Source organism: Ensifer adhaerens (assembly GCF_002940685.1).
Lineage (GTDB): Bacteria > Pseudomonadota > Alphaproteobacteria > Rhizobiales > Rhizobiaceae > Ensifer > Ensifer adhaerens_E.
This window is the reverse complement of sequence record NZ_PNFP01000027.1, coordinates 47,748-61,398: the sequence shown is the minus strand read 5'-3', so window position 1 is coordinate 61,398 and position 13,651 is coordinate 47,748. Positions and strand designations below refer to the sequence as shown.

Below are 13,651 nucleotides of genomic sequence, written 5' to 3'. Positions count from 1 at the left end.
CATTCCACGCGGGCCGGCGGGCGACCGCGTACTGTCAGTGAAGGTTGGGCTGCGGGCCGGCACCGGCCTCGTCGACGGCATAGCCGCGGGCAAAGCGATCGAGCCTCAAGGCACGCGCCACCGGATGGGTGTCGTTCCTGGCGATCAGATGGGCAAAGCAGTAGCCGGACGCCGGTGTCGCCTTGAAGCCGCCATAGCACCAGCCGCAGTTCAAATAGAGATTGTCGATCGAGGTCCGGTCGATGATCGGCGAGCCGTCCATGCTCATGTCCATGACGCCGCCCCAGGCGCGCAGCACCCGGACGCGGGAAAGGCCCGGGATCATCGTCACCCCCTCCTCCATCACGTGCTCGGCGGTCGCCAGATTGCCGCGCTGGGCATAGGACGAGTACCCGTCGATCTCGGCACCGAAGACGAGACCGCCCTTGTCCGACTGCGAGATATAGAAGTGGCCGCCGCCATAGACGATCACATGGTCGATGCAGGGCTTCAGCCCCTCGGTGACGAAGGCCTGAAGCACATGGCTTTCGAGCGGGAGCTTCAGATCGGCCATTTCACCGACGCGCGAGGAATTGCCCGCGGCCGCCAGCGCCAGCTTGCCGCAGCCGATGAAGCCCTTTGTCGTTTCGACGCCGGTAACGACACCGTTTTCGCGGCGAATGCCGGTCACTTCGCAATGTTCGATGATGTCGACGCCGTGCCGGTCGGCGCCGCGGGCATAGCCCCAGGCAACCGCATCGTGCCTCGCCGTGCCGGCGCGCCGTTGCAACAGGCCGCCGAGGATCGGATAGCGGGCATGGTCGTAGTTGAGGAAGGGGATCATCTTCTTCAGCTGCTCGCGCTCGATAAGCTCGGCCGCAACGCCTTCCATCCACATGGCGTTGCCGCGGCGAACATAGGCGTCACGCTGCGCGTCGCTGTGGTAGAGCATGATGACGCCGCGCTGCGACAGCATCACATTGTAGTTGAGATCCTGCTCCAGCCCTTCCCACAGCTTCATCGAAAACTCGTAGAAGGGTTCGTTGCCGGGCAGCATGTAGTTGGAGCGCACGATCGTCGTGTTGCGGCCGACATTGCCGGAACCGAGATACCCCTTCTCTAGCACCGCGACGTTCTTCACGCCGAATTCCTTGGCGAGATAATAGGCCGTCGAGAGCCCATGGCCGCCGCCGCCGATGATGATCACGTCATAGTGGGATTTCGGTTGTGGTTGGCGCCATTGCGGCTTCCAGTTCAGGTTTCCGGAAAGGGCGTTCCTGACGATCGAGAATGCGGAATAACGCATGAAGGCATCCAGGTGAGTTGCGCCGGCACATTTGCACAGCCGAAGGGCGGAAGCAAAGACGCAAGCCTGTCGCAGGTGCGAAAAACCTTGAAGCGCCCCGCCGTGCAGATCACCTGCGGCCAGGCGCAAAGAGCCTCCAGCCACGTCAAATGCATGGCTATATTCTTCCTCTCAATATGCTATGGGCCTGATGACGGACGGAAAGACAGGGCGAATGCTGGAGATACTGCAACAATCGGCGATAGCGGCGGGTCGGGCGATTCTCGACATCTACAACGCCGGACCGGAAGTCACCCACAAGCCCGACTGCTCTCCGGTCACCGATGCCGACACGACCGCCGAACGCATCATCCTGGCGGACCTCGCCTCCGCCTTCCCGGACATCCCCGTGGTCGCCGAAGAGGCGGTATCCGCCGGCTTCGTACCGGAGATTTCCGGCAAGTCGTTCTTTCTTGTCGATCCGCTCGATGGCACCAAGGAATTCATCAGCCGCAACGACGACTTTACCGTCAACATCGCGCTCATCGAAAACGGCGCGCCCGTGGCAGGCGTGGTCTATGCGCCGGCGCTTGGCATCCTCTACGCGGCACACCACGGCAAGGCGATGAAGTCGGTCATCGATGGCACCTTTCGCCAGACCGAGGAAACGATTATCGGCTGCCGCAGCTGCGGCGATCGCATGGTGGGGCTTGCCAGCCGCTGGCACAACAGCGCCGAGACGACCGCTTTTCTCGCCGAGCATGGCATTACCGACTACAGGACCGTCGGCTCATCCTTGAAGTTCTGCCTTCTTGCCGAAGGACTTGCCGACGTCTATCCGCGCTTCAGCCGCACGATGGAATGGGATACCGCCGCTGGCGACGCGATCCTGAGAGCCGCCGGCGGCGAAACGCTGACGATGGACGGCACGCCGCTGACCTATGGCAAGCGCAACCAGAAGGATGACAGCGACTTCGCCAATCCCTGGTTCGTGTCGCGCGGCAAGCCTTGAGCGGATCGCTTCGCGCGGGGCCAAGCAGGTGCCTAAGCGTCGCCTGGCGGGGTTCCCGCGGCGATCAACTGGCCGACCGTTTTCTCGTTGAAGGGTTTGTCGATCCGCGGAACGTGCCTGAGATAGGTCGGGAAATGCTCGGCATCACCGTAGCCGCTGGTAAAGCCGAACGGCATACCGCGGGCGATCAGGGCATCGGCGACGACGAAGCTCGTGTGATCGCCGAGATTGACATCGAGGATCACGAAATCGAAGGCCTGGAGCGCCAGGAGTTCCAAAGCCTGATTGGCATTCGCGGCGATCGTAACCTGCTGAATTCCAAGCGAGGCAAGGATTTCCTCCGCGTCCATGGCAATGATGAAATTATCCTCGAGAACGAGGACCGTCCGCACGGACGGTGGAAGTTCGGCCATGTCAATGCACTCCATTTTTCACGCACAGCGGCGGCAGTCTTCGTCACTGCGGCGCATTTCCAGGCGGAACGTCGCCCAGAGTCGCGACCTCCCCTGAGGTAGCGGCAACGCTTGGACCTTAGGCCCCAATCGCCTGACCTGGCATTTAAATAAGACATGTGAGCGCGGCGATGAGATCGGGAACAACCGTTTCGTCGCGGCGTTCAACTCATGCGGCGCGGCCCCGGTCGCATCCGCCCGAACTTGCCGAGACAGAACTGGAGCAGGAAAATGAAACAGACTGCCGCCGTGCTGAAACCAAAAGTCAGGGACGAGGAATTCGACATAGGCCTGACGAAAGCCTATCGCCAGCAGATGGCCACCGCGCTTTCCGATATCCTCGCCGATACCTACAAGCTGGTGATCAAGAGCCACATCTACCACTGGAACGTGGTCGGTCCGCTGTTCAAGCCGCTGCACGAACTGACCGAAGAACACTACAACGCGCTGTTCAAGGCAACCGACATTATCGCCGAGCGCATCCGCGCCCTTGGCCACCTCGCGCCGGCGAAGCTTGCCGAAGCAAAAACCTTCGCCCCGAGCGCCGCCTCGGTCAACCATACGACGGCGGCCGAGATGGTGTCCGACCTGATCGCCGACCATGAAGCAGCGGCCCGACGCATGCGCGACGCCGGCACCAAGGCAGACGACAATGCTGACCTCGTCACCACGGACATGCTGACGGAACGGCTCGACTTCCACGAAAAGGCGCTGTGGATGCTGCGGGCGATCGTCGCCGCCTGAACTCCCCGCACTTTGACATCGATGCGGCCATGGCGCCGCATCGATCGTGTCGTCTTGGAACAGCACCTCAGATAAACGGCCGCTTGGGTTCGCGAAGCCCTTCCCATCCGGAAATCGCAAGCAGGCCACCGATATCGCGGACATTGCAGCCCTTCTCCGCCCAGCGGATCAGGCCCCGTTCGGCGAGCTTCTTCAACGTCTTGTTGGTGTGAACGATCGAAAGGCCCAGTGTGTCGGCCACGTGCTGCTGGCTGATCGGAATGGCGACGCGGCTGTTGCTGAAAAGATCGAGCACCTCCGCCCTCTGATAGAGGAAGGCGATGAGATAGGCGGCCCGCTCCAGCGCGGATCGACGGCCGATGCTCAAGAGGTTTTCGTCCAGGATGCGCTCCTCGCGCGCCGCGATCCAGGTGAGATCATAGGCAAGGTCGGGATAGTTGGCGAACAGGCGGTTGAGCTTGCCGCGTTCGAAGACGCAGAGCGTGACCGGCGACAGCGCTTCGATCGAGTGCTGCATTTCGCCCATCAGGCTGCCCTGCAGCCCGATCAGATCGCCGGGCATCACATAGTTGAGGATCTGGCGGCGGCCATCGTCCAGCATCTTGTAGCGAAAGCCCCAGCCGGAAAGCACCGTGAAGAGATGGGCGCTGTGCGCGCCCTCGACGAGAATGGTCGCGCCGCCATCGACCGCAAGTTCGCCGGTCTTGAACTGCGACACGAAGGCAAGTTCTTCGCCGGTAAAGGCGCGAAAATGATCGAGCTTGCGCAAGGGACAGCTTTCGCAAGGGGTACGCTTTTCGTTGCGGGCCGTCGTTTCGTTCATCGTTCCATCCGCCACATGCGTTCGTTCAGGCGCTTGCGCCCAAAACTGCAAGTAGCGCCGGCATCGCGGGCGACAAGATACAACCCTGAAAACACTTGGTTTTCCCTAGGCGCTATCACGGACACGGCAATGGACAGGCAGCCCTCTGCGCCCTATCTCTTGCACTCGACCCCGCCACAGGAGCCCTGCCATGTCGCACCCTGCCTTCGTCGCCAACAACCTTGCCGTCGTCACCGGGGCCGCCTCCGGCATTGGTCTCGCCGCGGCCCGCCACTTCGCCTCGCTCGGCATGCGCGTCGTGCTTGCCGATCTTGCAGGCGACAAACTCGACAGGGCAGCGGCGGATGTTGCGGCGCTGTCGGCCGCGGGCACGGCGGGCGTCGCAGCGATCGCGACCGACGTATCGCGCATCGACCAGATCGAAAGCCTCGAACGCGAAGCGAGAGAGAGGTTCGGCGATGTGCATGTGCTGATGAACAACGCCGGCATCCAGCCGGGCAGCACGATCCTTGGCCCTCTTGCCGCCTGGGAGGCGACGCTCGGGGTCAATCTCTGGGGCGTCATCAATGGTTCGCGTGTGTTCGCATCCGGGATGATCGCCCACGGCAATCCGGCCGTCATCATCAACACCGGCTCGAAACAGGGCATCACCACGCCGCCCGGCGACCCGGCCTACAATGTCTCGAAAGCCGGCGTGAAGGTCTTCACCGAGGCGCTCGAACACGAGTTGCGCAACACGGCCGGAAGCCAGGTTCACGCCCATCTGCTGATCCCCGGTTTCGTCTATACCGGGCTGACGGCCGGCGGCCGCACGGAAAAGCCAGCAGGCGCCTGGACGTCGGAACAGACGGTCGACTTCATGATGGAGAGCCTGGCGCGCGGCGATTTCTACATCCTCTGCCCGGACAACGACGTGCCGCGCGCAACCGACGAGCGGCGCATTCTCTGGGCCGCCGGCGACATCGTCGAGAACCGACCGCCGCTGTCGCGCTGGCATCCGAAATATGCGGATGCCTTCAAGGCATTCCTCGACAAGGATCGCGATTGATCCTCTCCCGTTGACACTGCGTTCTCGGCGACCCTTCTGGTGCTGGCGAGACACATCGTGTTTTGTGGGACGACGTTAATGAAGGACAGAGAATGACGAGCGGCATCCACCACATCACCCTGATTGCCCGGAAGGTACAGGCGAACGTCGACTTCTATGTCGGCTTCCTGGGCCTGCGCCTCGTCAAGCGCACGGGCGGCTACGAGGACGCCAATCAGTTGCATCTTTTCTACGGCGACGCCGAGGGCTCGCCCGGATCGCTCGTCACCTTCCTGATGTGGGAGGATGGCGGCCGCGGCCGCGTGGGCCATGGCCAGCCGAGCGAGATCGCCTTTGCCATCCGGCCGGAGAGTATCGGCTTCTGGCTGACCCGCGCGCTGCAATTCAACATCGCGACATCAGGTCCGTCGCAGGAATTCGGCGAACCGGTGCTGCGGCTGAAGGATCCGGACGGTGTCATCGTCAAGCTCGTCGGCACCGAAGCGGTTTCGGGTGCGGCCCCCTGGAGCACGCGCGATATCCCAGAGGAAGACGCGATCCGCCGCCTGCGTGGCGCCACGATCCTCACGGAAAAGCCGGAGGAATCCGTTCGCTTCCTGACGTCCCATTTCGGCTATACGGAAACCGGCGCGACCGATGCGATCCGGCGGCTCACCTCCACCTCCGGCGATATCATCGACGTGCGCAATGCCAGTGGCTTCTGGACGTCTGCGCCCGGAACCGGAACGATCGATCACATCGCCTTCCGCGCTCCGGACCGGGCCGGCGTGGAACGGGTTCACGAAGACCTGCAACGGGATGGCGCGGGCGCGATCAATGCGCATGACCGCAAGTACTTCTATTCGCTCTACGTCCGCGAACCCGGTGGGTCGCTCTACGAACTGGCCAGCGATGTGCCCGGCTTCACCGTCGACGAACCGAAGGAAACACTCGGCACCGAACTCTTCGTGCCGGCGCATTTCAGCGCCGCGCGCGAAGAAATGCTGCTGGCCATGCCGCAGTTCGCTCTGCCGGGAGAACCGCGGCTGACCGAGCGCGACCTGCCTTTCGTGCACCGCTTCTATCACCCTGACGTGCTGGATGAACGCACCTTCATGCTCTTGCACGGCAGCGGCGCCAACGAGACCCAGCTTCTTCATCTCGCGCACCAGGTTGACCGCGAAGCAACGCTCGTCGGCATTCGTGGGCGATCGAACGAGGAAGGAACGCCACGCTGGTTCCGCCGCTATTCGCCGACGACCTTCGACCAGAAGGATGTGCGCTCAGAGGCCGAGGCCTTCGCCGCCTTCGTTGAGGGAGCAAGGGACGGCTATCGCATCGATCTCGAAAAGACCGTCTTCATCGGCTACTCCAACGGCGCCAACCTCTTGGTCGCCCTGATGCTCCTGCATCCGGGCCTGATCCGCAACGTCGTGGCGATGCGCTCGATGCTCGTTCTCGACGACGTGCCGCCGCCGGATCTTTCGGGCACCAAGGTGCTGCTCTTGACCGGTGCGCACGACAGCTACGGCGAGTTTTCGCCGCGACTGCAGTCGGAACTGTCGCGCACCGGTGTGGATCTGGCGGCTGTCGAACTCGACATGGGCCACGAGATCGGCGCGCCGGATGCTGCGGCCATCCGGCAATGGTTGGCCGACAAGGGGCTCTGAGAGATCAAGTTGGTGGCCCGGTCAAAGGCGTGCCGGGCCCAGGTCCTCATGCGGCTCGCCGGTCGCCTCAGCCCTTCTTCTCCGCCTCGGCATAATCCGCGAACGCCTTCACGAAGGCGGCAAGCCGGTCGCGGGCGTCCGTATCCGTCAGCGTTCCCGCCTCATCGAAAAGCGTCTCCGCCTTGGGCAGCATCAGCCGCTTGCCGGACCAGAGTTCGGCACCGAGCGTGCGCATGACGGGCAGCCAGGCGTTCTGGCTGAGGATGGTGCCGAAATTGCCGGGCGATGTGCCGGCAAGCGCGAAGGGACGCGCGCGAAACACCTTGGCGATATCGGCGGAGGGCCTGCTCATCCAGTCGATCGCGTTCTTGAACACACCGGGGATGGAATTGTTGTATTCCGGTGTGAACAGGATGACGCCATCGGCTGCGATAACCTTCTGCTTGAGCGCCGTCACGGCGTCGGGAATGCCGCTCTCCTTCTCGACATCGCCGTCATAGAGCGGAATGCCGTGCAGCGTAGCGGTGTCGAATTCGACCCCACCAGGCAGATTCTCCGCGGCCGCCCGCATCAGTCCGGTGTTGAACGATGCCTTGCGCAGGCTCCCGGAAATGCCGAGGATTTTCGTCATGAGTTCTGGTCCTTCCTGCTCCAAACGGTCTTCGCGCGCGCCTTGACAAACGAGGGCGGCATGCGGTTGCCGCGATATAACGCAACAGCGGGCATGATGGGTCCGCCTGAAGCCGATGTCTAATGGGATCAGAGGGATAGAGACAAAAAAACCGGGGACGAATCCCCGGCTTTTGCTTCGGACTTGATCGTTAGACCAGCGGCTTCAGCCGCGCCTCGATTTGGGCGCGCTTGGGCTCCAGGAACGGCGGCAGCGACAGGCTCTCGCCGAGCGTTTCCATCGGCTCGTCGACCGCGAAACCCGGCCCGTCGGTCGCGATCTCGAAGAGAACGCCGTTCGGCTCGCGGAAATAGAGCGAGCGGAAGTAGTAGCGTTCGACCTCACCGCTCGACGGCAGGCGGAAGCCGTTGAGCCGTTCCGTCCATTCCGTCAGCGCCGCATTGTCAGGCGCCCGGAAGGCGACGTGATGGACCGCACCGGCACCCTGCCGGGCAATCGGCAGGCCGGGCTGGACGGCAACATGCAGTTCGGCCGCAGGACCGCCCTCGCCCATCGTGAACACATGGACCTCACCCTCACCGTCCGGTGACGGATAGCTGCGCGCCTTGCTCATGTTCATGACATGCGTCAGGACGAGCTCAGTATTGGTGATATCGGGCACGCTGATCGTAATCGGCCCGAGGCCCTTGATCTGGCGCTCGGCCGGCACCGGGCTTTTCTCCCAGGGATGCGAGGGCTCAAGCCCGCCATCGGCGACCAGCCGGAAGCGCTGGCCCTCACCATCCTCGAAATCAAGCGAGGTGCGGCCATCGATCTCGGTGACCTCTCCTGCCGTGACCTCGAGTTCGTCGAAGCGGTCCTTCCACCAGCGAACGGTTTCAGCACTGCCGACCCGGAGGCCCGTGCGCGAGATGCTGTGCGTGCCGCGGCCTTCGGGGCCGACCGGCCAGTCGAAGAAGGTCAGGTCCGTTCCGGGCGTGGCCCGCCCGTCGGCATAGAAGAGGTGGTAGGCGGTGGTGTCGTCCTGGTTGACGGTCTTCTTGACCAGTCGCAGCCCGAGCGTCTCGGTGTAGAAGCGCAGGTTTTCCGGTGCGTTGGCGGTGATCGCCGTCAGGTGATGGATCCCAGTCAGTTGCAAGCTCATGATTGCCTCCAATGCGTTGGCATTGCTGTTGAGCCCAATATGGGATGGCTCATCGTTTCCGACAGTGGATCAATAAAGAACGGAACGTTCCCGCAGGATGAACAATCGCCAAGCGACATTGTTCCCGTATCTGCACCGATCTCAAAGCGGCCGCGATCAATGCGGCGCGGCCGGCCGGCAAAAGCTCAACGCCTGTTCAGATCGCCGAGATAGGTGTTTTCAAGGCGGGAGATCGCATAGGTCTTGGGGTTGATGTCGACGAGGAGCATCGCTTCCTCCCCCGACCCCGCCTTGGCGAGCAACTGCCCGTCGGGTGCTGCAATGCGCGACAGCCCGGCGAAGGAGAACAGCGGGTCCGAACCACAATGGTTGATATAGGCGACGAACACCTGGTTCTCGAAGGCGCGCGTCTGGATCATGTGCTCGGCTATGAAGGAGCCGGACCAGCCGGCCGGCAGCGCCGTCGGCACCAGCACGGCTTCCGCGCCGGCGAGCGCCAGTCGGCGGACGTTTTCCGGAAACTCGACATCGTAGCAGATCAGCATGCCGCAGGTGACGCCGCGGTGCACGAAGAGGCGGGTCGACGGTTCCGGCGCGCGGAAAATCGAACGCTCATAGTCGCCGTAGAGATGGGATTTGCGGTAGACGACCGGCGCGGCATCGCCGTCGACATACACGGCGCTGTTGTAGACGTCGCTGCCGTCCCGCTCGGCAAAGCCGGCGATAACAGCAATTCCGGTCTCGGACGAAATCGCCTTGAGGCGCTGAACGATCGCGCCATCAGGCGCCTCGGCAAGCGCCGTCAGGGCCTCGCCGGCACCGTAACCGGTGACACCGAGCTCAGGCGTCAAGAGCAGCGTTGCCCCTTGGCCCGCCGCTTCGCTCGCGGCGCGCGCGATCCGGTCGAGATTGGCGGCGACGTCACCCGCCGCCGATTGCATCTGGAGGGCGGCAAGCTTCATCATTTTCCATCCGACGACATGGCGCCCAGCAGCTTCGGCAGGTCGCCGAAACGGGCGACGAGGCTGAAGATGACCGCGGCGGTCGTGACGAAGAGAACCGTCACCGAGGCCATGGTCGGCGTATAGCCGTAGCGCAGCGCGTTGAAGATCTTGATCGGCAGCGTCTCGACCGTGAAGCCGACCGTCATGTAGGCAACGATGTATTCGTTGAGCGACAGCACGAAGGCGAAGGCATAGCCGGAGACGATATAGGGCAGGATCAGCGGCAGCACGACGGTGCGGAAGATCGTGCGCTCGTCAGCCCCCATGGTGGACGCCGCCTCGACCAGCGAACGATCGATGGAGGTGAAGCCGAGCGACAGCGTCACCAGCGGCAGCGTCACGAAGAAGATCGCGTGGCTGACGACGGCCGTCCAGGGCTGGCCGTAGAAGCCGACGGTCGCCCAGAAGGTAAGCATGCCGAGCGCGGTGATAACAGGCGGCAGCGTGAACGGTGCCACGCCCAGAAGCTGGAAGATGTTCGCCCAGGGGGCAATGCGCCGCCAGAGGAACCAGGAGAGCGGCAGCGCGATCGCGACTGCAAGCGCTGCCGAAAGCACGGCCAGCGTCACCGAGGCGAAGAGGGCGTTGCGCCATTCCGGATTGAGGAAGATCTCGCCGTACCAGGAGAGCGAAAAGCCCTGTGGAGGAAAGGCGAGCGTCTGCTTCTGGTTGACCGAGACGCCGGCAACGACGATCAGCGGCAGCGACAGGAACAGCCCGATCAAGAAGAAGTAGGCCTTGCGGAAGATCGAGGTCATGCCGCTTCTCCCTTGCGTCCGGCAATCACGGTGAGCGCGACCAGCCCCAGCGTGACGAGCACGAGGAACACGGCCATGGCAGCGGCAAACGGCATGTTCGACTGGTAGATCGCCTGGTCGGTGATCAGCACCGACAGCGTCCAGTGCTGCGGCCGGCCGAGCAGCTGCGGCAAGAGATACGAGCCGAGCGCGAAGATGAAGACCATGATCAAGGTGGCGGTAATGGTGTTGCGTAGCGCCGGCACGACCACAGTGAAGAAGGCTTTCAGCGGCGAAGCGCCGAGCGTACGGGCGGCCTCCGTCAGCGTCGGATCGAGGCGCACGAGCGCCGGGAAGAGCACGAGCACCGTATAGGGGAAGGCCTGATATACCATGCCGGTCAGAACGGCGCCGAAGCTCGGCGTCAAGGCCTTGGCCTGCTCCATGATCCCGAGTGCGACGAGGATATTGGTGATCCCCGCCGTGCGGGAAAACAGCGTCGACCAGGCAAAGCCGATGATGACTTCAGACAGCGACAGGATCGACAGAAGAGCCACCAGCCAGACCACCTGCACCTTTCGCGCCATGCGCGTCAGCATGTAGGTGAAGGGCAAGGCAAGCATCACGCAGCAGATCGCGACGATGACGGCCAGCATCAGCGAGAAGCCGAGCACGCCGCCGAAGAAGACCGAGAGGAAGCGGGCGTAATTGTCGAAGACGAAGGCCGGCGTGTAGAAGCCGCCCTGCTGGCGCTGGAAGAAGCTGACGGCGATCATCGTGCCGAAGGGCACGACGAAGAAGATCGTCAGCATCGCTGCGGGAAAGAGGAGCGGCAGATAGTCGCCGAGGGTCTGGGGTGGTTCGCGTCTCATTTCTTCAGCACCACGCAGACATCGGGGGTGAGCGCGATGCCGACCTCCTGCCCGACCGAAACGTCAGGCCGGGCGCGCGGCGTGGAGACGGCGACGATCTGATGACCGGCAATGTCGACAAAGGTTTCGATCGTGCCGCCGAGATCGCGCACGAAGGTGACCTTGCCGGTGAGCGAACCGGCGCCGGGCGCCGTCAGATGCACGTCTTCGGGACGCACCGAGAGCGTCCCCTTGTTGGACCCTGCCGGCAGGCTGAGGCCGGGCACCACGTGACCGAGCACCTCGGCGCGGCCGGCGCTGTCGGCCTGAACCTCGAGCAGATTGGTCTGGCCGATGAAGTCGGCGACGAAGCTGTCGGCCGGGCGACGATAGATTTCGATCGGCGAAGCGGCCTGGCGGATTTCGCCGCCGCTCATGACGACGACGGTGTCGGCCATGGTCATGGCTTCGCGCTGATCGTGGGTGACGACGATGGTGGTGATGCCGAGCTTCTGCTGGAGCTGGCGCAGCTCCACCTGCATCGCCTCACGCAGCTTCGCGTCGAGTGCGGACAGCGGCTCGTCGAGCAGGAACAGTTTCGGCGAGATCGACAGCGCCCGGGCAATCGCCACGCGCTGGCGCTGGCCGCCGGAGAGCTTGGCGACCGGACGGTCGGCATAGCCGGAGAGATGGATCATCGCGAGAAGCTCGTCGACGCGCTTCTTCTGCTCTTCCTTGGCGACCCCACGGATGCGCAAGGGATAGGCGATATTCTCGCCGACGGTCAGATGCGGAAACAGCGCCAGCGACTGGAACACCATGCCGAGATTGCGCTTGTGCGTCGGCACGCGGGTGATGTCCTCGCCGTCGAGCCGGATCGCGCCGCCGGTCGGCAGGTCGAGGCCGGCGATCATGCGGAGCAAGGTCGTCTTGCCACAGCCGGATGGTCCGAGCATGCAGACAAAGGTGCCGTGCGGTACCGTCAGGTCGACATTGTTGACGGCCCTGAAGGCTCCGAATTCCTTGACGACGTTTTGAAGGGCAAGTCCGGACATTGTGTCTCCGCAAGGATGATCCCCTCCGCCTCATGGGAGGGTTTTGGGCGGGGAGCGGCCGGCAAGGCCCCTCCCCGTCGTTCGATATAGGGCAGACTGGATCAGCCGACGATCAGCTCGGTCCACTTCTGGTTCAGCCAATCCGACTTGGTCTGGTAGAGATCGTAGCGCGGAATGATCGGCTCGATGTCGGACGATACGGCTGCGAACTCCTTGTCGGTCAGGTCCGTGACCTCGCGCTTGACGGTCGGCGACGTGCCGACCTTGCGCGACAGCGTCGCCTGGATCGAGGGCTGGCACATGTAGTCGATGAAGATGTGGGCCTCCTCGGACTTCTGCGAAGCGCGCGACAGCGCCCAGCAACCGGAATCCTGGATGCCGCCTTCCTTCGGGAAGGTGGAGCGAACCGGGTGGCCGTCAGCGGCGGCAAGGCCGGTCACGTCGTGATAGTACTGACCCATCGGGATTTCGCCCGACTTCAGCGACTGCTCGAACTGGGCCTCGTCGCGATACCACAGGCGCACGTTCGGCTTGACTTCGGCAAGCTTGTCGAACGCCTTCAAGAGCCCCTCTTCCGTGTCGAGTGCATTGGTGCCGCCGAAGAAGGTCTTCGCCGTCACTTCGAGCAGGAACGAGTTGGAGACGAGCGCGAGCAGGCCAAGCTTGTCGGCGTTCGCCGGATCCCAGAAGGCGGTCCAGGAAGTCGGTGCTTCCTTGTAGACGTCGGTGTTGGTCACCAGCGTAATGTACCAGGAGACGGCACCGATGCCGGCGATGCGGCCATCCGGATACTTGTTGACGAAACGGTCGAGCAGGTTCGAGGCGTTCTTGATCTTGGCGGTGTCGAGCGGCGTCCAGAGATCGGTCGACTGACCTTTCAGCATCGCCACCTGCGACATCATCGAGACGTCGGCCGGCGCCTGGCCGGCGCGGGCCGCCTGCTCGAGCTGGACGAGCCAGGCCTCACCGGTCGGCTCGGCGATCGATTCAACCGCGATGCCGGTCGCCTTGGTGAATTCCGGGAAGATGTTCTTGTCGAACGAATCCTTGAAGTAGCCGCCATAGACGCCGACTTTCAGCGACTTGTCCTGCGCGCGCAGGATCGACGGCATTGCCAGCATGGAAGCGCCGGCAAGGCCTGCGCCGAGCAGTGTGCGGCGCTTGATGGACGTGGTGATCATTCGCGTTCTCCTTTGTTTCGGCGGTGATCCGCCTTGTTCCCTGTTCTCTTTGATTT

General features: G+C 63.2%; 14 protein-coding genes. 4 read left to right on the top strand and 10 right to left on the bottom strand.

Annotated features, from left to right (window positions below; genetic code table 11):
- Positions 1-34: 34 nt before the first annotated feature.
- Entirely contained in the window at positions 35-1,285 is a 1,251-nt protein-coding gene (locus tag C1A35_RS33445; RefSeq protein ID WP_104668545.1) for a sarcosine oxidase subunit beta family protein, read from the bottom strand.
- 214 nt (positions 1,286-1,499) lie between these two features.
- Between C1A35_RS33445 and cysQ the strand changes: the two genes are divergently transcribed.
- Complete coding sequence (cysQ, locus tag C1A35_RS33440) at positions 1,500-2,276, top strand: 3'(2'),5'-bisphosphate nucleotidase CysQ (RefSeq protein ID WP_104668529.1); 777 nt, start codon at positions 1,500-1,502, stop codon at positions 2,274-2,276.
- Between the two features lie 32 nt (positions 2,277-2,308).
- Here the strand turns inward: cysQ and C1A35_RS33435 are convergent, their stop codons facing one another.
- On the bottom strand, positions 2,309-2,695 hold the full coding sequence (locus C1A35_RS33435) for a response regulator (protein ID WP_104668544.1): 387 nt from the start codon (positions 2,693-2,695) through the stop codon (positions 2,309-2,311).
- 264 nt (positions 2,696-2,959) lie between these two features.
- Between C1A35_RS33435 and C1A35_RS33430 the strand changes: the two genes are divergently transcribed.
- Entirely contained in the window at positions 2,960-3,472 is a 513-nt protein-coding gene (locus C1A35_RS33430) for a Dps family protein (RefSeq protein ID WP_104668528.1), read from the top strand.
- Between the two features lie 67 nt (positions 3,473-3,539).
- On the opposite strand, the gene C1A35_RS33425 is transcribed toward C1A35_RS33430, so the two are convergent.
- Complete coding sequence (locus C1A35_RS33425) at positions 3,540-4,295, bottom strand: Crp/Fnr family transcriptional regulator (protein ID WP_104668527.1); 756 nt, start codon at positions 4,293-4,295, stop codon at positions 3,540-3,542.
- A gap of 190 nt (positions 4,296-4,485) precedes the next feature.
- Here C1A35_RS33425 and C1A35_RS33420 point away from each other — a divergent pair, with 190 nt between their 5' ends.
- Both C1A35_RS33420 and C1A35_RS33415 read left to right on the top strand, forming a co-directional pair.
- A complete protein-coding gene (locus C1A35_RS33420; protein ID WP_104668526.1) occupies positions 4,486-5,343 on the top strand; it encodes an SDR family NAD(P)-dependent oxidoreductase in 858 nt (285 codons plus the stop codon).
- A 92-nt stretch (positions 5,344-5,435) separates the two neighbouring features.
- Positions 5,436-6,992, top strand: coding sequence for a VOC family protein (locus tag C1A35_RS33415; RefSeq protein ID WP_104668525.1), 1,557 nt, complete (start codon positions 5,436-5,438; stop codon positions 6,990-6,992).
- A gap of 67 nt (positions 6,993-7,059) precedes the next feature.
- On the opposite strand, the gene C1A35_RS33410 is transcribed toward C1A35_RS33415, so the two are convergent.
- The 7 genes from C1A35_RS33410 to C1A35_RS33380 form a co-directional block, all read right to left on the bottom strand.
- Positions 7,060-7,623 carry an NADPH-dependent FMN reductase gene (locus tag C1A35_RS33410; protein ID WP_104668524.1) on the bottom strand — a complete coding sequence of 188 codons (564 nt, stop codon included), beginning with the start codon at positions 7,621-7,623 and terminating at the stop codon, positions 7,060-7,062.
- A 190-nt stretch (positions 7,624-7,813) separates the two neighbouring features.
- Positions 7,814-8,767 (bottom strand): ring-cleaving dioxygenase, encoded by a 954-nt coding sequence (locus tag C1A35_RS33405; protein WP_104668523.1) that lies wholly within the window; start codon positions 8,765-8,767, stop codon positions 7,814-7,816.
- A 185-nt stretch (positions 8,768-8,952) separates the two neighbouring features.
- Positions 8,953-9,732, bottom strand: coding sequence for a carbon-nitrogen hydrolase family protein (locus tag C1A35_RS33400; protein WP_199773095.1), 780 nt, complete (start codon positions 9,730-9,732; stop codon positions 8,953-8,955).
- Entirely contained in the window at positions 9,729-10,529 is an 801-nt protein-coding gene (locus tag C1A35_RS33395; protein WP_034798857.1) for an ABC transporter permease, read from the bottom strand. The genes C1A35_RS33400 and C1A35_RS33395 overlap by 4 nt, the downstream gene beginning before the upstream one ends.
- Positions 10,526-11,380 carry an ABC transporter permease gene (locus C1A35_RS33390; RefSeq protein WP_104668521.1) on the bottom strand — a complete coding sequence of 285 codons (855 nt, stop codon included), beginning with the start codon at positions 11,378-11,380 and terminating at the stop codon, positions 10,526-10,528. The genes C1A35_RS33395 and C1A35_RS33390 overlap by 4 nt, the downstream gene beginning before the upstream one ends.
- The gene (locus C1A35_RS33385; RefSeq protein WP_104668520.1) at positions 11,377-12,414 is read right to left on the bottom strand and encodes an ABC transporter ATP-binding protein; all 1,038 of its coding nucleotides are present in this window, start codon (positions 12,412-12,414) and stop codon (positions 11,377-11,379) included. Before C1A35_RS33385 ends, C1A35_RS33390 begins: the two co-directional genes overlap by 4 nt.
- A gap of 101 nt (positions 12,415-12,515) precedes the next feature.
- A complete protein-coding gene (locus C1A35_RS33380) occupies positions 12,516-13,595 on the bottom strand; it encodes an ABC transporter substrate-binding protein (RefSeq protein ID WP_034798862.1) in 1,080 nt (359 codons plus the stop codon).
- Positions 13,596-13,651: the final 56 nt, after the last annotated feature.